The organism is Pseudarthrobacter sp. alpha12b (assembly GCF_054130495.1).
This window is the reverse complement of the sequence record NZ_CP196746.1, coordinates 4,188,051-4,207,985: the sequence shown is the minus strand read 5'-3', so window position 1 is coordinate 4,207,985 and position 19,935 is coordinate 4,188,051. Positions and strand designations below refer to the sequence as shown.

Annotated in this window: 21 protein-coding genes; 11 read left to right on the top strand and 10 right to left on the bottom strand. The window is 66.6% G+C overall.

The features are described 5' to 3' along the window. Positions 1-118: 118 nt before the first annotated feature. The 3 genes from purS to purL are packed head-to-tail and all read left to right on the top strand — an operon-like array spanning position 119 to position 3,451. Positions 119-370, top strand: coding sequence for a phosphoribosylformylglycinamidine synthase subunit PurS (gene purS, locus ACTAQI_RS19510; RefSeq protein ID WP_045730009.1), 252 nt, complete (start codon positions 119-121; stop codon positions 368-370). A 1-nt stretch (position 371) separates the two neighbouring features. After that, positions 372-1,145 carry a phosphoribosylformylglycinamidine synthase subunit PurQ gene (purQ, locus tag ACTAQI_RS19505; protein WP_457948067.1) on the top strand — a complete coding sequence of 258 codons (774 nt, stop codon included), beginning with the start codon at positions 372-374 and terminating at the stop codon, positions 1,143-1,145. Further along, on the top strand, positions 1,142-3,451 hold the full coding sequence (purL, locus tag ACTAQI_RS19500) for a phosphoribosylformylglycinamidine synthase subunit PurL (protein ID WP_457948065.1): 2,310 nt from the start codon (positions 1,142-1,144) through the stop codon (positions 3,449-3,451). Before purQ ends, purL begins: the two co-directional genes overlap by 4 nt. Before the next feature lie 87 nt (positions 3,452-3,538). On the opposite strand, the gene ACTAQI_RS19495 is transcribed toward purL, so the two are convergent. The 5 genes from ACTAQI_RS19495 to ACTAQI_RS19475 all read right to left on the bottom strand — a co-directional run bounded on the left by ACTAQI_RS19495 (position 3,539) and on the right by ACTAQI_RS19475 (position 6,287). Then, the gene (locus ACTAQI_RS19495) at positions 3,539-4,480 is read right to left on the bottom strand and encodes a hypothetical protein (protein WP_457948064.1); all 942 of its coding nucleotides are present in this window, start codon (positions 4,478-4,480) and stop codon (positions 3,539-3,541) included. 170 nt (positions 4,481-4,650) lie between these two features. After that, positions 4,651-4,944 (bottom strand): DUF503 domain-containing protein, encoded by a 294-nt coding sequence (locus ACTAQI_RS19490; RefSeq protein ID WP_457948062.1) that lies wholly within the window; start codon positions 4,942-4,944, stop codon positions 4,651-4,653. 74 nt (positions 4,945-5,018) lie between these two features. Then, the gene (locus ACTAQI_RS19485; protein ID WP_457948061.1) at positions 5,019-5,336 is read right to left on the bottom strand and encodes a putative quinol monooxygenase; all 318 of its coding nucleotides are present in this window, start codon (positions 5,334-5,336) and stop codon (positions 5,019-5,021) included. Further along, a complete protein-coding gene (locus ACTAQI_RS19480) occupies positions 5,333-5,881 on the bottom strand; it encodes a DUF1990 family protein (RefSeq protein WP_457948059.1) in 549 nt (182 codons plus the stop codon). Before ACTAQI_RS19480 ends, ACTAQI_RS19485 begins: the two co-directional genes overlap by 4 nt. Further along, complete coding sequence (locus ACTAQI_RS19475; RefSeq protein WP_457948057.1) at positions 5,871-6,287, bottom strand: MmcQ/YjbR family DNA-binding protein; 417 nt, start codon at positions 6,285-6,287, stop codon at positions 5,871-5,873. The genes ACTAQI_RS19480 and ACTAQI_RS19475 overlap by 11 nt, the downstream gene beginning before the upstream one ends. Before the next feature lie 45 nt (positions 6,288-6,332). On the opposite strand from ACTAQI_RS19475, the gene ACTAQI_RS19470 reads away from it, so the two are divergent. Further along, on the top strand, positions 6,333-7,373 hold the full coding sequence (locus ACTAQI_RS19470) for an isopenicillin N synthase family dioxygenase (RefSeq protein ID WP_457948055.1): 1,041 nt from the start codon (positions 6,333-6,335) through the stop codon (positions 7,371-7,373). A gap of 7 nt (positions 7,374-7,380) precedes the next feature. Here the strand turns inward: ACTAQI_RS19470 and ACTAQI_RS19465 are convergent, their stop codons facing one another. Then, entirely contained in the window at positions 7,381-7,806 is a 426-nt protein-coding gene (locus tag ACTAQI_RS19465) for a CoA-binding protein (protein WP_457948053.1), read from the bottom strand. Positions 7,807-8,123: 317 nt separating this feature from the next. Here ACTAQI_RS19465 and ACTAQI_RS19460 point away from each other — a divergent pair, with 317 nt between their 5' ends. From ACTAQI_RS19460 to ACTAQI_RS19430, 7 genes are all read left to right on the top strand, one after another. After that, positions 8,124-8,939, top strand: coding sequence for an ABC transporter ATP-binding protein (locus ACTAQI_RS19460; protein ID WP_457948051.1), 816 nt, complete (start codon positions 8,124-8,126; stop codon positions 8,937-8,939). Positions 8,940-9,069: 130 nt separating this feature from the next. Further along, positions 9,070-10,119, top strand: coding sequence for an aliphatic sulfonate ABC transporter substrate-binding protein (locus ACTAQI_RS19455; protein ID WP_457948050.1), 1,050 nt, complete (start codon positions 9,070-9,072; stop codon positions 10,117-10,119). After that, the gene (locus ACTAQI_RS19450) at positions 10,119-11,021 is read left to right on the top strand and encodes an ABC transporter permease (protein ID WP_457948048.1); all 903 of its coding nucleotides are present in this window, start codon (positions 10,119-10,121) and stop codon (positions 11,019-11,021) included. Before ACTAQI_RS19455 ends, ACTAQI_RS19450 begins: the two co-directional genes overlap by 1 nt. Beyond that, entirely contained in the window at positions 11,012-12,964 is a 1,953-nt protein-coding gene (gene acs / locus ACTAQI_RS19445; RefSeq protein ID WP_457948046.1) for an acetate--CoA ligase, read from the top strand. The genes ACTAQI_RS19450 and acs overlap by 10 nt, the downstream gene beginning before the upstream one ends. Continuing rightward, positions 12,961-14,151: a dimethylsulfone monooxygenase SfnG gene (sfnG, locus tag ACTAQI_RS19440; protein ID WP_457948045.1), complete on the top strand. Its 1,191-nt coding sequence runs from the start codon at positions 12,961-12,963 to the stop codon at positions 14,149-14,151. Before acs ends, sfnG begins: the two co-directional genes overlap by 4 nt. Further along, positions 14,151-15,503, top strand: a complete 1,353-nt coding sequence (locus ACTAQI_RS19435; protein ID WP_457948044.1) for an O-acetylhomoserine aminocarboxypropyltransferase/cysteine synthase family protein — start codon at positions 14,151-14,153, stop codon at positions 15,501-15,503. The genes sfnG and ACTAQI_RS19435 overlap by 1 nt, the downstream gene beginning before the upstream one ends. Next, positions 15,500-15,994, top strand: coding sequence for a CoA-binding protein (locus tag ACTAQI_RS19430; protein WP_457948043.1), 495 nt, complete (start codon positions 15,500-15,502; stop codon positions 15,992-15,994). Before ACTAQI_RS19435 ends, ACTAQI_RS19430 begins: the two co-directional genes overlap by 4 nt. Before the next feature lie 61 nt (positions 15,995-16,055). Here ACTAQI_RS19430 and ACTAQI_RS19425 read toward each other — a convergent pair whose 3' ends face one another. From ACTAQI_RS19425 to ACTAQI_RS19410, 4 genes are all read right to left on the bottom strand, one after another. Next, complete coding sequence (locus ACTAQI_RS19425) at positions 16,056-17,000, bottom strand: hypothetical protein (RefSeq protein ID WP_457948042.1); 945 nt, start codon at positions 16,998-17,000, stop codon at positions 16,056-16,058. Then, a complete protein-coding gene (locus tag ACTAQI_RS19420) occupies positions 16,997-17,548 on the bottom strand; it encodes an RNA polymerase sigma factor (protein ID WP_457948041.1) in 552 nt (183 codons plus the stop codon). Before ACTAQI_RS19420 ends, ACTAQI_RS19425 begins: the two co-directional genes overlap by 4 nt. 294 nt (positions 17,549-17,842) lie before the next feature. Beyond that, entirely contained in the window at positions 17,843-18,214 is a 372-nt protein-coding gene (locus ACTAQI_RS19415) for a YegP family protein (protein WP_457948040.1), read from the bottom strand. Positions 18,215-18,469: 255 nt separating this feature from the next. Beyond that, complete coding sequence (locus ACTAQI_RS19410; protein ID WP_056392225.1) at positions 18,470-19,759, bottom strand: adenylosuccinate synthase; 1,290 nt, start codon at positions 19,757-19,759, stop codon at positions 18,470-18,472. Between the last annotated feature and the right edge of the window lie 176 nt (positions 19,760-19,935).

The following is a 19,935-nucleotide window of genomic DNA, read 5'->3' as shown; positions in this document are numbered from 1 at the left end:
GCGCCCGACCTCATGGTGAACCAACGCAGGTGACCAACAGTCCCCCAAACCCCGGTACGGCGTGAGACGGCACCACTCCGCTGCGCCCTTACCCAAGCTCACGCACAGGAGTTGCCGGATGCCCCGGATCGTTGTTGACGTCATGCCCAAGCCCGAGATTCTGGACCCGCAGGGGAAGGCAATCGTTGGCGCTCTCCCCCGGCTGGGCTTCACCAGCTTCAGCTCTGTCCGCCAGGGCAAGCGTTTCGAACTGACGGTCGACGGCGAGGTGACGGAGGAGATCCTGGCCCAGGCCCGCAATGCCGCTGAAACCCTCCTGTCCAACCCCGTCATCGAAGACGTCGTCAACGTCGAGGTCGTCGAGGCCTGACATGACTGAACTCCCCCTGATCGGCGAAGCCGTCGCAGTCGCGGCGGAGCCACGCCTCGCCGGCGCCCGCATCGGCGTCGTTACCTTCCCCGGCACCCTTGACGACCGGGACGCAGCCCGTGCCGTGCGCCTGGCCGGCGGCACCGCCGTCGAACTCTGGCACGGTGACAGCGAACTCGGCGACGTGGACGCCGTCGTCATCCCCGGTGGTTTCTCCTACGGCGACTACCTTCGTGCCGGCGCCATCGCGCGCTTCGCCCCGCTGATGTCCAAGATCATTGACGCCGCCAACAGCGACGCCAAGCTGCCTGTCCTCGGCATCTGCAACGGCTTCCAGATCCTCACCGAGTCACACCTGCTGCCCGGTTCCATGATCAAGAATGACCACCTGAAGTTCCTCTGCCGCGACCAGGTGCTGCGCGTCGAGAACGCCAACACCGCGTGGACGCTGGACTATCAGGCGGGCCAGGAAATCACCATCCCGCTGAAGAACCAGGACGGCCAGTACATCGCCGACGAGAAGACACTGAACGCCCTTGAGGCCGAGGGCCGCGTGGTGTTCCGCTATGTGGGCTTCAACCCGAACGGCTCACGCCGCGACATTGCCGGCATCTCCAACGCCGCCGGCAACGTAGTGGGCCTCATGCCGCACCCCGAGCACGCTGTGGAGCCGGGCTTTGGTCCGGAATCGCTGGACGGCATTGGCGGGTCCGACACCGACGGCCTCGGATTCTTCACCTCCGTACTTAACAAGATTGTGGGAGGCGACAAGTGACCACCGAAACCACCAAGAAGTTCAACATCGACACCGTCGAGAATGCCGCGAAGACCCCTGACACGGAGCTGCCCTGGGCCGAGCTGGGCCTGAAGCAGAACGAGTTCGACGAGATCGTCAAGGTCCTGGGCCGCCGCCCCACCGGCGCCGAGCTGGCCATGTACTCCGTTATGTGGAGTGAGCACTGCTCCTACAAGTCCTCCAAGAACCACCTGCGCCAGTTCGGCCAGAAGGTCACCGAGGAAATGAAGAAGGACATGCTGGTGGGCATCGGCGAGAACGCCGGCGTGACCAACCTTGGGGACGGCTGGGCCGTGACCTTCAAGATCGAATCGCACAACTCGCCGTCGTTCGTTGAGCCCTACCAGGGTGCCGCAACCGGCATCGGCGGCATTGTCCGCGACATCATCTCCATGGGCGCCCGCCCCGTTGCCGTCATGGACCCGCTGCGGTTCGGCGCCATCGACCACCCGGACACCGCCCGCGTCATGCATGGTGCCGTGGCCGGCATCGGCGGGTACGGCAACTCCCTGGGCCTGCCGAACATCGGCGGCGAGATGGTGTTCGACTCCGTTTACCAGGGCAACCCGCTGGTCAACGCCCTGGCAGTGGGCGTCATGCGCCACGAGGACATCCGCCTGGCCAACGCCTCCGGCAAGGGCAACAAGGTGGTCCTGTTCGGTGCGCGCACCGGCGGTGACGGCATCGGCGGCGCCTCGGTGCTGGCCTCCGAATCCTTCGACGACACCAAGCCGTCCAAGCGCCCCGCCGTCCAGGTGGGCGACCCCTTCGCCGAGAAGGTCCTCATCGAGTGCTGCCTTGAGCTCTTCAAGGGCTCCCTGGTGGAAGGCATCCAGGACCTGGGCGCCGCCGGTATTTCCTGTGCCACGTCGGAGCTGGCCTCCAACGGCGACGGCGGCATGCAGGTTGAGCTGACCTCCGTCCTGCTCCGCGACCCCACCCTGACCCCGGGTGAGATCCTCATGTCCGAATCCCAGGAACGCATGATGGCCGTGGTCACCCCCGAGAACGTGGAAGCGTTCGAGGCCGTCATGGACAAGTGGGCCGTGGAGTACTCCTGGCTGGGAGAGGTCACTGACACGGGCCGCCTGATCATCACCTGGGAAGGCGACGTAATTGTCGACGTCGATCCCCGCACCGTGGCGCACGACGGCCCGGTCTACGACCGCCCGTTTGCCCGTCCCGAGTGGCAGGATTCCGTCCAGGCCGACACCTTCACCGGCTCGGTGCAGGATGCAGGCCGCCCGGCCGCTCCCGCTGAGCTCGCTGCCGCCGTGACCGAACTCGTGGCATCGCCGAACATGTGCTCCAAGTCCTGGATCACCAACCAGTACGACCGGTACGTTGGCGGCAACACCTCCATGGCGTTCCCCGACGACGCCGGCGTGGTCCGCGTGGACGAGGAATCCGGCCTGGGCGTTGCCCTTGCCACCGACGCCAACGGCCGCTACACCTACCTCGATCCGTACCACGGCGCCCAGCTGGCGCTGGCCGAGGCCTACCGCAACGTTGCCACCGCAGGCGCCATCCCCATGGCCGTCAGCGACTGCCTGAACTTCGGCTCCCCCGAAGATCCGGATGTCATGTGGCAGCTCGCCGAGGCCATCCGCGGCCTGTCCGACGCCTGCATGGTGCTGGGCATCCCGGTCACCGGCGGCAACGTCTCGCTGTACAACCAGACGGGCACTACGCCCATCCACCCCTCCCCCGTGGTGGCGGTCCTGGGCAAGCTCGACGACGTTGCCCGCCGCACGCCGTCGGGCTGGCGTGAGGACGGCCAGGCCATCTACCTGCTGGGCATCACGGGCGCCGAGCTGGACGGTTCCGAGTGGGCCAACATGCGCGGCCACCTGGGCGGGCAGCCGCCGAAGGTCGACCTTGAGGCCGAACGCGCACTGGGCGAGATCCTGATCAACGCGTCCCGCGACGGCATGATCGACTCCGCGCACGACCTCTCCGAAGGCGGCCTCGCGGCTGCCTTGGTGGAGTCCTCGCTGCGCTACGGGGTCGGTGCCCGCATCGCGCTGCAGGATGTCATGGACCGGGACGGCGTGGACCTGTTCACGGCGCTCTTCTCCGAGTCGCAGGGCCGCGCCGTCGTGGGCGTCCCGCGCTCCGAGGAAGTCCGCTTCACGGACATGTGCACCGCCCGCGGCTTCGCGCACACCCGCATCGGCGTGGTGGACGCGGCCAGCGGCAAGCTGGAAATCAACGGCGTGGAGGGCCTGTCCCTGGACGCTCTCCGCGAAGCCCACGAGGGGACCCTGCCGAAGTACTTCGGCTAGTTTCCAAGGCGTATCCGGTACCATTATCGATTGCTCCGCAGTTGTCGTTTTGAACCCTCAGAACGACAACTGCGGAGCAATCGTTTTTTACGCGTCGCGCCGCCAGCCGGCCTGGACCAGTGCACTGCGCACCTTCAGGACGGCAGGCCTGGCGTCGTTGAGCATGTGGCGCTTGGAGATTCGGACTTCAATCCAGCCCAATGCGGCATAGCGCTCCGATCGGGCTATGTCCCGCACGATCTGTCCGCCGTCACCGTGATGTTCGCCCTCGTATTCGATGCCGATCCGGTGCTTGCGGTAACTCAAATCAGGCTCATGGTGTGGGATGCCGGCATCGTCGGTGATGGCGACGTTGAGCTCAGGTTCAGGCATACCTGCCCGGACCAATGCCAGCCGAAGCAGGGTTTCCTGGGGCGAGTCGGCTCCCACCCGGACGAGCTCTATGGCCTCTTTGGCCTTGAGGAGTCCCCGCTTGCCTTTGTGCCGCTCGATCACCCGCTGAAGATCAGCCATGGAGCAGAGCGGCTGGTCGCTGCCCTCGAGCTCCAGCCTGGGCACGCGGACACACCTGTCCCCCATCGCCACGAGCTCATCCACGGACAGTATTTCCGCCATGTCCAGCCAGGTGCGCTCGGGGGTAGTGACGGGCAGTCCTTCCACCAACATCACCTCGTCCTCGAAGAGCTTCATCCGGTGGACGATAACGTACGGGCGCGCAAGATGCGCTGCGCCTTCGGGCCGGATGAGGTGATAGACCTCAAGGCCTTCAGTCTGCCGCCGCTGCGGCAGACCAATGAGCTCCGCGGCGGTGACGTGCGATGCGGCACATCGCCCGTTGACCTCAATGAAAGGCCGGACGCGAACGCTTAAGGGGAGTCCCGCCGTCGCGCCTTCCACCCGGATCCCCCGGCCCAAACGCTCCATCGAACCGTGCCGCCAACGGCGCGGGGATACTCCGGCGAGCGAGGCGTCGACGAGGGTGAACGGACGGCCTCTGAGTTCCTCGGGGAGCAAGCGTGGCGTCTTCATCGGTCCATAAGACCAAAATCAGGCAAAGTCCGCAGAAGTTATCCACACCCCTCATCGATTGCCGAGCAGACGTCGTTTTGGTACGCGAAAACGACCGGTGCGGAGCAATCGATGGAGCCTACGCCGTCCGGGTCCCCAGGTCGAGCTTGCGGGACGAGGGGGTGGCGGGGCTAGTCCTCGCTGTGCAGCTCGCGCTGGCGGGCGCTGAGCAGTTCGATCTCCGGCCTGCCCGCCACGAAGCGTTCGACGGCGGCGAGCACCTCCACAAGGTGGGGACGGTCCGCAGCCACAAGGCCAACGCCAAGCTTCGCGCGCCGGTACTGGCTGTGGTCCCCCACCTCGGCGACCGAAACCTCGAACCGGCGCTTGAGCTCAGCCAGGAGGGGCCTCACAACAGAGCGTTTCTCCTTCAGGCTGTGCACGTCGCCAAGCAGGATGTCGAACTCGATCCAGCCGATCCACATGCTTCATGCTATCGAGTGCTCCGTAGCTGCCGTTTAGGAGGACCGGAACGACAGGTACGGAGCAATCGATGGGGTCAGATGGTGAGCTCGCCCATCAGGTCCCAGCCGTCGCCGTCGAGCTGGCGGCTGATGATTTTGGGAGTCTCGACGAGGGCCTGCGGCATGTCCGCCATGGCCTTCTGGAAGTGGTCACTGTTGACGTGGTCGCCGGCGGCGTCGTCCTTGAAGGCTTCCACCAGGACGTATTCGTTGGGGTCGTCCAGGCTGCGGGACCAGTCGAACCACAGGTTGCCCGGTTCCTTCCGGGTGGCTTCGGTGAAGTCCGCCACGAGGTCCGGCCAGCGCTCCGACCATTCGGGCTTGACCTTGAACTTGACGACGATAAAGATCACTGGGATGTTCCTTCCGCGGCGAGAGTGCGTGCCCCTTCAATGTACCGGGAAGTAACGTAGCGCTGCGCCGCGCGGGTGACCAGGCCCCCGGCGGCGTAGAACCAGTTGGCCGGTTTGCTGAACGCCCGGATCCGCAGCCAGACCTCCCCGTGGCTGTTGATCTCCACTTCGAAGGATTCCTCGCCGCGGGCGGGATGGCCCGGCAAGGTCCCGTAGCCGAACCCGGCGGATTGGGGAACACCGTCAGGCGCCGGCTCATGGACCCAGACCACCTGGCAGGGGGCCGGCAGGCGGAAGGGCCCGACGCCGAATCCGCTCACCACGTGTGCGCCGGGGACCGCCTTCGGCGAATCGGCGCGGACGCGAAGCCCTGCCCGCCGCTGCAGCTCCCAGGCAAGGATCCCGTCCGCCACCCGCCGGTAGACGTCCAGCCCGCTGCCCAGGCGCGCCTCCTCCAGGACACGGTCGTATCCTTCGGGGGCACTGCCATGCTCCGTGCCTCCCACGCCCGGGTAGCCGAGCCTGCCCGCCGCCTTATCCGCCATTGCTGCCTGCCTTCCCGAGGCGTGCCCACCCCAGCTGTTCCTGCTGCTTCCGGCTCAAGCCTGACACCACAAGGTCATATGAGTCCTCCACCAGGTCCCGGACCATCCCGTCCGGCAGCGAGCCGTCAAGGCGGACACCGTTCCAATGGGTCTTGTTCATATGCCACGCGCCGGTAATCGCCGGGTGCACCGCCCGCAACTGCACCGCGAGCGCCGGTTCGCACTTCAGGTTCACGTAGAAGTCATGCTCGTCCATGGACGACAAGGCAAACAGCTTGGCCTCACGGCGGGTGCCGCCGGCAATGTGGGCCCGCACCTTGAAGACGGAGGTCTCCGGTCCAAACGGAAAATCCTCGTAGGCTCCCGGAAACGAAAGGCAGATTTTCCGCAGCGCGTTTGGGTCCATGAGGGAAGCCTATAAAGCGGGCCTGCGCGGTGCTAGTCTGCGAGGATGTCACGCGACCAGGGAGCCATACCTGTTCTGGATCTGAGTTCCGCACGGCAGCCCTACGGGTCATTCAGCCCCGAGTTCATTGAGCAGCTGCGGCATGCCACTCATGATGTCGGGTTCTTCCAAATTACGGGCTACGGCGGCCGGCCGGGGCAGGCAGAAGAGCTGCTGGACATTCTCCGGCGCTTCTTCAACCTGCCGCTTGGGGAGCGGATGAAGCTGGACAACCGGCTGTCTCCGCACTTCCGCGGCTACACCCGTATGGGCACCGAGGTGACCCAGGGCCGGGCAGACGCACGCGAGCAGATCGACTACTCCCCGGAGCGCGCACCGGTCAGGGACTATCCGGAAGACCAGGCCTACTGGCTGCTGCAGGGCCCCAACCTCTGGCCAGACGAAGCGTTCCCCGAACTCAAACCCGCCGCCATGGAGTGGGCGGAACTCATGTCCGAGGTTGGGATGGAGCTGCTGCGGGCCATCGCGGTTTCGCTGCAGCTGCAGCTGCCGGAAGACTACTTCGACGAGCCCTTCCGGGACACCCCGGCGTGGATGGGCAAGCTGGTTCACTACGTGGGCGGCGTGGTTGAGGCGGCCGGTGACCAGGGCGTCGGTTCCCATGCCGATTACGGGTTCGTGACCCTCCTGCTGCAGGACGACGTCGGCGGCCTTGAAGTGCTGCCGCCCGGAACCAGCCAGTGGCTCCCCGTGGAGCCGCTTCCCGGAGCGCTGGTAGTGAACCTCGGCGAGATGCTGGAAGTGGCCACCGAGGGATACCTCGCGGCTACCATCCACCGCGTCCAGGCGCCGCCGCCCGGCGTCGACCGCTACTCGGTCCCGTTCTTCTGGTCGCCCCGGCTCGACGCAGTCATCGAGCCCGTCCCGCTGGCACCTGAGCTGAAGGCAGCCGCCCGGGGCATCACCGACGATCCCGCCAACCCGCTCCTGGCGTCCTTCGGCCTGAACATGCTCAAGGGCCGCATGCGCGCGCATCCGGACGTCACCGAAAGGCACTACCCGCAGTTGATGGGCCGCCGGAGCTGATGAAGACCTAGAGGTTGTACTTCCAGGCAAGCTGGGCAGGGCAGGCGTTCATCACTACATCGAGCCCGGCCGCCTCGGCGCGTGCCGCTGCCGCCTCATCGATGACGCCCAGCTGAAGCCACACCGCTTTGGCACCCACGGCGATGGCCTGGTCAACCACGCTGCCCACTTTCTGCGAATTAACAAAGCAATCGACGACGTCGATGGGCTGCTTGTCCGCCGGGATGTCGGCCAGGGTGCGGTACCCGGCTTCGCCGTGGACAGGGTCGCCTGGAAGGTTGACGGGGATGATCTCCATGCCCAGCCTGTCGCGGATCATCAGCGACACGTCGTAGGCGGAGCGCCACTCATTGGTGGTGAGGCCGACGATTGCCCACCGGCCCTTGGTTCGCAGAAGGCGTTCAATAACGGCAGGATCGTTCGTGTGGCCCATGGGATCAGCCTACGCTCCACGCCAGGACTCGTGGAGTGCCGAATAAATGACCGACCATGAGGGACAGGAAGCGTTGTGAACGAATATTACGCGGCGAACGCGAGAGTTTGCTCTCGCGGATTCATTGGAGTGTAGTGGTCTTTGACCATCCCGAGCGGCCGAGAGACCTGGATCGATGACGCCGCAGCAACCCTGGTCGCCGGACGCTCCCCAACGCCCCGGCGATAGCAAGGACCGCAGCCGCGGGTACCCGGAACTGACCACTCCGGGAGGCTGCCTCCGTAGGGTGCTACTGCCAGGCCCGATGGAGTGATCCTATGACCGCAGTTTTGTCGCCCCTTCCTGCCGGGGCAGGCTCCGCCCACGCCCCTGCCCTTCCGGTGTCGTTCCGGGGCCTCCGCCGCACATTCGGCACCGGTTCCGCCGCGCATACCGTCCTGCGGGACGTCACCTTCGATGTGGCGGCCGGTGAGGTGCTCGCCATTCTGGGCCCCTCCGGCTGCGGAAAGTCCACCCTCCTGCGCGCAACAGCCGGCCTGGACTACCCAAGTGCCGGGTCCGTGGTCATTGAGGACACGCCCGTGCTCGGCATCGATCCGCGGTGCGCCTTCGCCTTCCAGGAACCCCGGCTGCTTCCCTGGCACACACTGCAGGCCAATGTCGCCATCGGGCTGCCTGCCGGGTCCAGTGCGAAAGAGGGCAAAGCCAAGGTGGCGCGGCTCCTGGAACTCGTGGGGCTCCAGGACTTCGCCAAGCACCGCCCCCGTGAGGTGTCCGGCGGCATGGCGCAGCGCGCGTCATTGGCAAGGGCCCTGGCCCGGAACCCCGGCGTCCTGCTGCTCGATGAGCCCTTCGGCGCCCTGGATGCCCTCACCCGCATCAAGATGCAGGACCTGCTCCTGGACATCCACCGGGCAGAGCCCACCACCGTCTTGCTGGTCACGCATGACGTGGACGAAGCCCTCCAGCTCGCAGACCGCATCATCGTCCTGGGTCCTGCGGCCGCGGGCCAGGGTGCCACCATCGTCAGGACCATCGAGGTGCCCGGCAGCCGGCCGCGCGAGCGCGCCTCCGCCGAACTCGCCCTCATGCGCAGTTCACTGCTGGAAACGCTCGGCGTCAACGGGCGCTAGGCGTCCCTTACACCTCCGGGACCGTCACCGGCCCCCGGGCGCCCCGCGCCGCCGTCGAAATTCACACCCCTGGCCGGCACCGGCCCGCCCCTGTTACACACCGTTCCATCCCCGCTTCCAAAGGAAACCCATGCCGCACGCATTGCCCATCACCCGCCGTTCAGTCCTTGGCGCAGCAGCCCTTGCCGCTTCCGCGGTCCTGGCACTCACCGGCTGCGTTGCAGGGGAAGGCTCCTCCGGCAGCGCGGCGGCGGCAGGCAGCAGTAAGGGGGGCACCCTCAACATCGACTTCGCCACGTACAACCCGCTGAGCCTGGTCATCAAGAAGCAGGGGTGGCTCGAGGCCAGCCTCAAGGACCAGGGCGTCACCGTGAACTGGGTCCAGTCCGCAGGGTCCAACAAAGCCAACGAAGCCCTGCGCTCCGGCGCCATCGACGTGGGCTCCACCGCCGGCTCCGCCGCGCTCCTGGCCCGGGCCAACGGGTCGGAAATCAAGACCATCGACATCTTCTCCCAGCCCGAGTGGGCAGCCCTGGTAGCCCCCGCGGGCTCGGACATCACCTCCGTGGCAGACCTCAAGGGCAAATCCGTGGCCGCCACCAAGGGCACCGACCCCTACTTCTTCCTGCTGCAGGCACTCGAACAGGCCGGGCTGAAGCCCGGCGACGTGACCGTCCAGAACCTGCAGCACGCCGACGGCCGCACCGCCCTGGAAAACGGCTCGGTCCAGGCCTGGTCCGGGCTGGACCCGATTATGGCAGGGGCTGAGCAGAAGGGCGCCAAGCTCTTCTACCGCAACCTGGACTTCAACACGTACGGCTTCCTGAACGCCACGGAATCATTCCTCAAAAACAAGCCCGAACTGGCCCAGGCCGTGGTGAATGCTTACGAAAAGGCCCGCGCCTGGACAGCTCAGAACCCGGACCAGACCGCCCAGATCCTGGCGGACGTCGCAGGGCTGGACCTGGCTGTGGCCAAGACCGTGGTGCTGGAGCGCAGCAACCTGAATGTCGACCCGGCGCCCGGAGAGGCGCAGCGCAAAGTATTGGAGAAGATCGGGCCCACCTTCGTGGAAACCGGTGACGTGAAGACGCAGAAGCAGATTGACGACGCCGTGGGCTCCCTTCTCGACGACTCGCTGGTGAAGAAGGCTGATCCGTCAGCCGTCAAGGCCTCCTGATGAGCTATCCAGGAGAGCAACAAACCACCGGCAGCAGTGTTGCGGACGGGCGTGCTGCAGCCGCCACCGCAACAACGGCAGACGCCGCCCAGACGGGTGCCGCTGCGGCATCCGCTCCGGCACCGGGATGGTCTCCCGCCGGAGTCCGTTCCAGGAACTGGGCGCGTCTGCCCCTTGGCCTGATTATCCCGGCTGCCCTGCTGGCGGCCTGGCAGGTGGCATCCTCCAGCGGGATGTTTACAGTGGTCCAGCTGCCCCCACCGGCCATGGTGCTGGCCGCTGCGGGCGAGCTCGTGGAACGCGGCGAGCTGGCAACCCACATCGCCATTTCCACCCAGCGGGTCCTGATCGGATTCCTGGTGGGAGCGGTCCTGGGCCTGGTCCTGGGCGCAACCGTCGGCCTGTCCAAACTCGCCGACGCCCTGCTGGCACCCACCATCGGCGCACTGCGCGCCGTGCCGTCACTGGCTTGGGTGCCGCTGCTGATCCTGTGGATGAAGATCGGCGAGGACTCCAAGGTCACGCTCATCATCATCGGCGCATTCTTCCCCGTGTTCACCACCGTGTCCCTGGCGCTGCGCCACGTGGACCGGAACCTGGTGGAAGCCGCCCGCGCGTTCGGGCTGAAGGGGGTGCGGCTGCTGACCACCGTGCAGCTGCCCGCCGTGGTTCCCGCGGTGTTCTCCGGGCTGCGCCTGGCGCTTGCCCAGGCGTGGCTGTTCCTGGTGGCGGCCGAACTGATCGCCTCCTCCATGGGCCTGGGCTTCCTGTTGATCGACTCGCAGAACAACGGCCGCACGGACCGGCTGCTCCTGGCCATTGTGATGCTGGCCGTGATTGGAAAAATTACCGACGCCCTGCTGGGCCTGGCCGAAAAATGGGCGGTGAAACGATGGGCTTGAGCACCACCGAAACCCTTGACCTGAACGCGGGGGTGCATCCGGACAACGTTGCCTTCTGGGAGCAGCAGGCGCTGCGCCTGGACTGGGAAACCCTCTGGCACACCGCGCACGGCTGGATCCCGGCGGACCCGGAAGCCGGCCGCGGCCCGGGCATTACGTGGTTCGAAGGCGGGAAGCTCAACGTGGCCGCCAACTGCGTTGACCGCCACGTTGCGGCCGGCCGGGGCGCCAAGGTGGCCCTCCACTTCGAGGGCGAGCCGGGCGACCGCAGGTCCATCACCTACGCCGAACTCCAGCGGGACGTGGCCAAGGCGGCCAACGCGCTGCTTGCCCTGGGCATCACCAAAGGCGACCGCGTGGTCATTTACCTCCCGGTCATCCCCGAAACGATCATCATCACGCTCGCCGTGGCACGCATCGGCGCCATCCACTCCCTGGTGTTCGGCGGGTTCTCCGCCGAGGCGCTGAAGTTCCGGGTGGAGGACACGGGCGCCAAGCTCCTGGTCACCACCGACGGCCAGTTCCGCCGCGGCGTGGCGGTGCCCGTGAAGGACAACGCGGACGCCGCCGTCGCCGGGGACAATGCCATCGAGCACGTCCTGGTGGTCAACCGCACCACCCCTGCCAATAACCTGGCTGCCGTCCCCATGACCGCAGGCCGCGACGTGTGGTGGCATGACGTCGTCGCGAATGCCTCAGACGTCCACGAGCCGGAGGCGTTTGACGCCGAGACGCCGCTGTTCATCATGTACACGTCCGGGACCACCGGGAAGCCCAAGGGGCTGGTGCATACCTCCGGCGGCTACCTGACGCAGGCCTCGTGGAGTTTCGAGCACCTGTTCAGCAACCCGGATCCGGCTCTGCGCGACCAGGACGTGCACTGGTGCACCGCGGACCTCGCCTGGGTTACGGCGCACACCTACGAGATCTACGGCCCGCTCTCCAACGGCGTGACCCAGGTGATCTTCGAGGGCACCCCCAACACCCCGCATCCGGGCCGGCACTTCGAAATCATTGAACGCTACGGCGTGACGCAGTACTACACGTCACCCACGCTGGTCCGTTCCCTCATGGGCTGGTTCCCGGACGGCGTTCCGGACACCTATGACCTGTCCTCCATCCGCCTGCTGGGGACCGTGGGGGAAGCGGTCAACCCGGAAGCCTGGCGCTGGCTGCGGGAGAACGTGGGCGCCGGAACCGCACCCGTGGTGGACACGTGGTGGCAGTCCGAGACCGGGGCAACCATCCTGTCCCCCGCGCCCACGGACACCAGCTTCAAACCCGGTTGTGCCGCGCGCCCGCTGCCGGGAGTCAGCACCAGGATCGTGGACGACGGCGGCAAGACCGTTGCGCCGGGCGTCCAGGGATACATCGTGGTTGATTCCCCCGGGCCCGCCATCGCGCGCACCGTCTGGGGCAACCCGCGCCGCTACTTCGATCCGTACTGGAGCAAGTACGCAGACCAGGGCTGGTTCCTGGCCGGCGACGGCGCGAAATACGATGCCGACGGCGACATCTGGATCCTGGGCCGTGTGGACGACACGCTCAACGTGTCCGGCCACCTGCTCTCCACCATTGAGATCGAATCCGCCCTGGTGTCCCACCCGGCCGTGGTGGAGGCCGGAGTCTGCCCGGTGGCGGACCCGAAGACCGGACACGCGGTGGTCGCGTTTGTGGTGCTGAAGGCTGGCATCACCGGCGATGTGGCCCACGAGCTCCGGAACCACGTGGCCAGGGAGATCGGCCCCATCGCCAAGCCGCGCGACGTCGTCGTGGTCCCTGATGTTCCCAAGACGCGCAGCGGCAAGATCATGCGCCGGCTGCTCACCCAACTGTCCGAAGGTACCGCGCTGGGCGATACCACCTCACTCCAGAACGAGCCGGCGATCGCCGGAATCCAGCACGTCCTGCACCAGCGGACCCTAGCAAAGGAAAATTCATGACCGAGATCAGCAACGTCGCCCGACTCTCTGAACCCCTCAAGTTCGCGTACTGGGTGCCCAACGTCTCCGGCGGCCTGGTGGTATCCACCATCGAACAGCGCACCGGCTGGGACTTCGACTACAACAAGAAGCTCGCCCGGATCGCCGAGGACTCGGGCTTCGAGTACGCCCTGACCCAGACCCGCTACGCCGCATCCTACGGCGCGGACAAGCAGCACGAGGCAACCTCCTTCAGCCTTGCCCTGCTGGCGGCCACCGAGCGTCTCAAGGTGATCTCCGCGGTCCACCCCGGCATGTGGCACCCCGGCGTGCTGGCGAAGTACATCATCACCGCGGACCACATCTCCAACGGCCGCGCCGCCGTGAACATCGTCTCCGGCTGGCTGAAGAGCGAGTTCACCAACTTCGGCCTCGAGTGGCTGGAGCACGACGAGCGCTACGTCCGCACCGAGGAATTCATCAACGTCCTGCGGGGCCTGTGGACCGAAAAGGAGTACACCCAGTCCGGCAAGTACTACAACATCACCGACTTCACGCTTAACCCCGCCCCGGTTGAGGTACCCGGCCGCGCCCACCCGGAGATCTTCTTCGGCGGCAACTCCACGGCGGCCCAGGCCACCGCGGGCCGGGTGGCCGACTGGTATTTCTCCAACGGCAAGGACCTTGAGGGTTTCAAGGACAACATCGCAGGCGTGGTGGCCGCCGCCGGCGAAACCAGCCGCGGCACCGAGGGACGGCTGGCAGCGCCGAAGTTTGGCCTGAACGGCTTCGTCATTGCCCGCGATTCGGAGAAGGAGGCGCGGGACACCCTGCGCGAGATTGTCGAGAAGGCGCACAAGCCTGCTGTCCAGGGCTTCCGGGACGCCGTGCAGGAAGCCGGGCCCTCCACCAAGGACGGCAAGGGCATGTGGGCGGACTCCACGTTTGAGGACCTGGTGCAGTACAACGACGGCTTCAAGACCCAGCTGATCGGCACCCCGGAGCAGATCGCCGAGCGGATCGTCGAGTACAAGAAGATCGGCGTCAACCTGTTCCTCACCGGATACCTGCACTTCCAGGAGGAGGTGGCGGCCTTCGGACAGGACATCCTGCCGATCGTGCGCGAACTGGAGGCGGACCTGGCCCGCAGGAACGGCACCGAACTGGACCTTTCCTCCACTCCCGTTGCGCAGGCGGTGGCTGTCTGATGGCTGACCGCACTTTCGGTTTCCGGACCCGCGCCCTGCACGCCGGCGGCACTCCCGACGCCGAACACGGCGCCCGCGCCGTCCCCATTTACCAGACCACGTCCTTTGTCTTCAAAGACACTGACGACGCCGCCAACCTGTTTGCCCTGCAGAAGTACGGCAACATCTACTCCCGCATCGGCAACCCCACTGTCGCGGCGTTCGAGGAGCGCATCGCATCCCTTGAGGGCGGCATCGGAGCGGTGGCAACCTCGTCGGGCATGGCTGCCGAGTTCATCACTTTCGCGGCACTGACCCAGGCGGGAGACCACATCGTGGCAGCCTCCCAGCTGTACGGCGGCACGGTGACCCAGCTGGACGTGACCCTGCGCCGCTTTGGCGTGGACACCACGTTCGTCCCCGGCACCGACCCCGCTGACTATGCCGCGGCGGTCCGGGAGAACACCAAGGCGATCTTCGTGGAGGTGGTGGCCAACCCGTCGTCGGAGGTCCAGGACCTGGCGGGGCTGGCGAAGGTGGCGCACGACGCCGGGATCCCCCTGGTGGTGGACGCCACCTTGAGCACGCCGTACCTCGTGCGCCCCATTGAGCACGGCGCCGACATCGTGATCCACTCCGCCACGAAATTCCTGGGCGGCCATGGCACCACCCTGGGCGGTGTGGTGGTGGAAAGCGGCCGGTTCAACTGGGGCAACGGCAAGTTCCCCACCATGACCGAGCCGGTGGCTTCCTACGGCAACGTCTCCTGGTGGGGCAACTTCGGCGAGTACGGCTTCCTGACCAAGCTCCGCAGCGAGCAGCTGCGTGACATTGGCCCGGCACTGTCCCCGCAGTCGGCGTTCCAGCTCCTCCAGGGTGTGGAAACGCTGCCCCAGCGGCTTGACGAGCACCTGAAGAACGCGCAGGCCGTGGCCGAATGGCTGGGGAATGACGACCGGGTGGCGTACGTGAACTACTCCGGGCTGCCCTCACACCCGCACTTCGAGCGGGCACGGAAGTACCTGCCGCTGGGCCCGGGATCGGTCTTCTCCTTCGGGGTGAAGGGCGGACGGGCCGCGGGCCGGAAGTTCATTGAGTCGCTGCAGCTGGCCTCGCACCTGGCCAACGTGGGTGACTCGCGGACCCTGGTGATCCACCCGGGCTCCACCACGCACCAGCAGCTGAGCCCTGCCCAGCTCGAATCGGCTGGCGTGCCCGAGGATCTGGTCCGCATCTCGGTAGGCCTCGAGGACATCGAGGACATCCTGTGGGACCTGGACCAGGCACTCACCGAGGCGTCCCAGGCGGCCGCGGGAGCCGAAGCCGTTATTGAAGAACCTGCAGACGCCTGCACGATCGGAGCAAACGCATGAGCACCGCGGAACGTACCTGGTCCGGTCCGTCAGCACCGGAGCGGCTGGCCCTGCTCCGGCAGGCGAAATCCATTGCCATTGTGGGGGCCTCGGACAAGCCGTCGCGGGCCAGTTACTTTGTGGCCACCTACCTGCTGTCCTCCACCCGCTACAAGGTGTACTTCGTCAACCCAGTGGTCAAGGAGATCCTGGGCCAGCCCACCTATCCGTCCCTGGCCGACTTGCCGGAAAGCCCGGACATTGTTGACGTGTTCCGCAAGCACGACGACCTTCCGGGCGTCCTTGACGAGGCTGTAGCCGCCGGCGCCAAGACGCTCTGGCTGCAGCTGGGATCCTGGCACGAAGGCGTCGCTGCGGGGGCGGAGGCCGCCGGGCTCAACGTGGTGATGGACCGCTGCGTGAAGATCGAGCACGCGCGCTTCCACGGCGGACTCCACCTGGCTGGTTTCGATACCGGCGTGATTTCCTCCAAGCGCCAGGTCATGGCCTGACCGGCGCCTTGATAAGGCAACAGCGGGTCCGTCCACCGGGCCCGCTGTTGCCGTATGCCGGCTATCTCGCCGGAGCCGTGGGCTTTGGGCCGCTTCCCTGGCCAGTTCCCTGCGACGGGCCCTGGACAGGTGCAGGCACCGCACCGGCCGCAGTGCCTGCAGCCTTCTGTGCCGCCCCTGCCGCATCCGCGGCTGCCGGCAGAGTGTCCGATGCCGGCAGCCCAGCCTTCGCCGTACCGGCTGCCCCGGACCCTGCCGGTGTTCCCTCCGCCCCGGCTCCGACGTCCTCTTTGCCGTTGCCGACCCGTCCGCCCTGCGATGCAGCCCCGGCCGCGGGCGTGCACTTCCCCGCATCATTAGCGGGATCGTGTTTGACCGGACCGGCACACGCCGGGACACCGGTGTGCCCATGTCCTGTGTGGCGGGATGAGCCGGCCGGATCCGGCAGGAGGCGGGAAGCAAGGTATGCGGCATCAGTGGACCCACCGGGCGCGGAAGGTGAGCCGGCAGCGGTAAGTTCTCCGTCGGAGGCCACCTTGGGGGCGCGGTAGCCGTGGCCGGCGGCCGACGGTTCGCCGGCCGGTCCGCTCCAGGGCGCCCAATCTTCCATCAGGTGCTCCACGGCGCTGCTTCCGGAAGGGGTGGAACTGGCGGCTACTCCGCCGACACCCAGCCCCATCCCGGCCACCAGGACCAGGCCCAGCGCGGTGGGTCGGTGCCGCCGGCGGCGGCGCGCCAGCTCATCAGCCGGCTGTTCACCGCGTTTTTCCTCAAGCTGTTCAGTTGTGTGGTCACCAGGCTGTCCGGTCGGAACAGTGTCCTCCACAGGTGACGGCACGCCTGCCGTGAGCAGCGCGGCAAGCTCGCCGGTGGGCGCCGGTGCGGGCAGGGATGCCAGGGCGCCGAGCGAGAACAGGGCGCCACGAAGTTCCGCGTCCTGGGCGGAGCCGGCGTCCTGGAGCATGTCATCAACAAGGCGGGCGAGGTTATCCGAGGCGGATGTCATGGCGCGAGATACTCCTTCACTGCGGCGAGTTCCCGGAGTTTCAGCAACGCGCGCCGCTGAAGCTGTTTCACCGAACCGGCGCTCTTTTCCATGGTCTCCGCCGTCTGTTCAACCGTGAGGCCTCCCACCAGCCGCAGTGACAGCACTTCCCGCTGGTCCTGCGGCAGCCCGTCCAGCAGCTTGAGGACTTCCCGGGGCGAGATGCGCTGCAGGGCTTCCTTCTCCGCCGAGGTGTCTTCGCGCCGGTCGAGCCCGGCCTCGAACGGAAGCTTCACGGGGCTGCGGCTTTGGCGGCGGTGGTCGTCCACCATGCGTGCGTGAGCGACGGAGAAAATGAAGGTCCGCAGTCCGGCCTCACCGCCGTGCACGGTATCGAGCCGGGGCAGCACGGAAAGGAACACTTCCTGCATGGCGGCCTCCGGATCCTCGACTCCCCGGGCCGTGAGATAGCCCAGAACCTGTGATGCGTATGTCTTGTAGACGAGGCTGAAGGCAGCAGCCCCGGAAACCGGCTGGTCCCGGGCCTTATCTGTCTGGGCATCGGTCACTGACGTGGTGCTTTCCGTCAAGGAGGGTGGTGGCAAGGCAAGCGCTCAGTACATCCGGAACGCTGCTCCCACTTTACCCTCCAGTAACCGCTCAGCCGGAAGCGCCACGGAGCCCCGGGGACGGGACAGTGGCGGGCCAGGCCTGTGCAGCCGCCCATGCGGAAAGACAAAAGGGCCGGCCTGGAACGTGATGGGGGACAGGTTCCAGACCGGCACTTCATAGGGGTAATCGCTCCGGTCCCCCGGAGGGTTACGCGTTTTCAAAAAAACTTTCAAAGGACCGTTTCCCGCCTTTCAGCGGGTGGCTGCCCGTGTCCACCGGGGCGCCGTGGCATACCGGCGCGGCGCCTTTGCCAGCGCGAAAGCGTGCAGCGTGGAGGGCGTGCGCTCCTCGCTGCAAACGGGAACGACGGCGCTGGGCAGCTCCACCGGAAGAGCGGCGGCAGCCACAGCCGGTACAGCCACGGGACGGGACACAGTCCCGGCGGGGCAAAGGTCGGTGACCAGGCCGGTCCCGGCACATTCGCGCACCGCGGCGATCCCGGCCACCACCGCGGCCTTGTCCTCGAACGGGCCGGAGACGGCGATTACGGCCCCGTCCGGAGCCAGGAGCCTGAACCGGAAGAACGAGTCAGCGTCGATGAATGCTTCGAATTTTCCGGCCATGACGATCCTTCCTTGGGCACCAGGGGGTACTAACGAGTCTCACCGGTGCGGTTGCAGCCACACAAGACCGTGCGCGTTAAGCCTGTGTAAATTGCTTTCCACCCCGCGGGCACGGCCCGTGACGCACAAACGGCAGGCCACCTGCTGAGGTGGCCTGCCGCCGTCGTAATCCCCACCCGTTCCCTGGCCTCGCAAGGCCACGCTGGCTCCCCGCCCTCGCAAGCTCGGGCATGGGCCCAGGCGTGGGCTCACCTTTTAGTCGTTGATGAGGTCGTTCACCACGATGGTCTGGTCCCGGTCGGGGCCCACGCCGATGGCGGAGAAGCGCGTTCCGGAGAGCTTCTCCAGTGCCAGCACGTAGTTGCGGGCGTTCTCCGGAAGGTCCGCCAGCGTGCGGGCGCCGGTGATGTCCTCGGTCCAGCCGTCGAAGTACTCGAAGATGGGCTTGGCGTGGTGGAACTCTGTCTGCGTCATGGGCATTTCATCGTGCCGGACACCGTCCACGTCGTAGGCAACGCAGACCGGGATCTGCTCGATGCCGGTGAGGACGTCCAGTTTGGTGACGAAGTAGTCCGTGAAGCCGTTCACGCGGGAAGCGTGGCGGGCCAGCACGGCGTCGTACCAGCCGCAGCGGCGCGGCCGGCCGGTGTTGACGCCGAATTCCCCGCCCGTCTTCTGCAGGTACATGCCCATCTCGTCGAAGAGCTCGGTGGGGAACGGGCCGGCACCAACGCGGGTGGTGTAGGCCTTGATGATGCCAATGGAGCGGGAAATGCGGGTGGGTCCAATGCCGGAGCCCACGGACGCGCCGCCGGCAGTGGGGTTGGAGGAGGTCACGAACGGGTAGGTCCCGTGGTCCACGTCCAGGAACGTTGCCTGGCCGCCTTCCATCAGCACCACCTTGCCCTCGTCCAGGGCGGTGTTCAGGACCAGGGTGCTGTCGATCACCAGCGGGCGGAGCCGCTCGGCGAAGGACAGGAAGTACTCCACGATCTCGTCCACCACAACGCTGCGGCGGTTGTAGACCTTGACCAGGAGTTCGTTCTTCTGGCGCAGCGAGCCTTCCACCTTCTGGCGGAGGATGGATTCGTCAAAGACGTCCTGGACGCGGATGCCCAGGCGGGCCACCTTGTCCATGTAGGCAGGGCCAATGCCGCGGCCGGTGGTGCCGATGGCGCGGCTGCCCAGGAAGCGTTCGGTTACCTTGTCCAGTACCTGGTGGTACGGGGCCACCAGGTGGGCGTTGGCGGAGACCCGCAGTTTCGAGGTGTCGGCGCCGCGGGCCTGGAGCCCGTCGATTTCCTGGAAGAGGGCCTCGAGGTTCACCACGCAGCCATTGCCGATGATGGGAACAGCGTTGGGGCTGAGAATGCCTGCCGGCAGCAGTTTGAGTTCGTACTTTTCACCGCCTACGACGACGGTGTGCCCGGCGTTGTTGCCGCCGTTGGGCTTGACGACGTAGTCAACACGGCCGCCCAACAGGTCGGTGGCCTTGCCTTTTCCTTCGTCGCCCCACTGGGCTCCTACGATCACAATTGCTGGCATGGGATCCTCCCCCATTCGTTCGGGCTGCCCGCGTCCGGCCACCAGGTGGCAGGCCCGTGCAGCGCCGTTCATGAGAATGCCCCGAACATACCGGCCTTCGCCAGCCGCAGCACGGCGCAGCGAAGCAAGAGTTCCGGGGCTCTTACCACCCAAGTTTAGCCGATAGGGCACTTTGT

Bases quoted from the DNA above. Each gene is read 5' to 3' on its own strand.
- purS (WP_045730009.1), top strand. From the start codon at position 119: ATGCCCCGGATCGTTGTTGACGTCATGCCCAAGCCCGAGATTCTGGAC.
- purQ (WP_457948067.1), top strand. From the start codon at position 372: ATGACTGAACTCCCCCTGATCGGCGAAGCCGTCGCAGTCGCGGCGGAG.
- ACTAQI_RS19495 (WP_457948064.1), bottom strand. From the start codon at position 4,480: ATGAAGACGCCACGCTTGCTCCCCGAGGAACTCAGAGGCCGTCCGTTC.
- ACTAQI_RS19490 (WP_457948062.1), bottom strand. From the start codon at position 4,944: ATGTGGATCGGCTGGATCGAGTTCGACATCCTGCTTGGCGACGTGCAC.
- ACTAQI_RS19480 (WP_457948059.1), bottom strand. From the start codon at position 5,881: ATGGCGGATAAGGCGGCGGGCAGGCTCGGCTACCCGGGCGTGGGAGGC.
- ACTAQI_RS19475 (WP_457948057.1), bottom strand. From the start codon at position 6,287: ATGGACCCAAACGCGCTGCGGAAAATCTGCCTTTCGTTTCCGGGAGCC.
- ACTAQI_RS19470 (WP_457948055.1), top strand. From the start codon at position 6,333: ATGTCACGCGACCAGGGAGCCATACCTGTTCTGGATCTGAGTTCCGCA.
- ACTAQI_RS19465 (WP_457948053.1), bottom strand. From the start codon at position 7,806: ATGGGCCACACGAACGATCCTGCCGTTATTGAACGCCTTCTGCGAACC.
- ACTAQI_RS19460 (WP_457948051.1), top strand. From the start codon at position 8,124: ATGACCGCAGTTTTGTCGCCCCTTCCTGCCGGGGCAGGCTCCGCCCAC.
- ACTAQI_RS19455 (WP_457948050.1), top strand. From the start codon at position 9,070: ATGCCGCACGCATTGCCCATCACCCGCCGTTCAGTCCTTGGCGCAGCA.
- ACTAQI_RS19450 (WP_457948048.1), top strand. From the start codon at position 10,119: ATGAGCTATCCAGGAGAGCAACAAACCACCGGCAGCAGTGTTGCGGAC.
- acs (WP_457948046.1), top strand. From the start codon at position 11,012: ATGGGCTTGAGCACCACCGAAACCCTTGACCTGAACGCGGGGGTGCAT.
- sfnG (WP_457948045.1), top strand. From the start codon at position 12,961: ATGACCGAGATCAGCAACGTCGCCCGACTCTCTGAACCCCTCAAGTTC.
- ACTAQI_RS19435 (WP_457948044.1), top strand. From the start codon at position 14,151: ATGGCTGACCGCACTTTCGGTTTCCGGACCCGCGCCCTGCACGCCGGC.
- ACTAQI_RS19430 (WP_457948043.1), top strand. From the start codon at position 15,500: ATGAGCACCGCGGAACGTACCTGGTCCGGTCCGTCAGCACCGGAGCGG.
- ACTAQI_RS19425 (WP_457948042.1), bottom strand. From the start codon at position 17,000: ATGACATCCGCCTCGGATAACCTCGCCCGCCTTGTTGATGACATGCTC.
- ACTAQI_RS19415 (WP_457948040.1), bottom strand. From the start codon at position 18,214: ATGGCCGGAAAATTCGAAGCATTCATCGACGCTGACTCGTTCTTCCGG.
- ACTAQI_RS19410 (WP_056392225.1), bottom strand. From the start codon at position 19,759: ATGCCAGCAATTGTGATCGTAGGAGCCCAGTGGGGCGACGAAGGAAAA.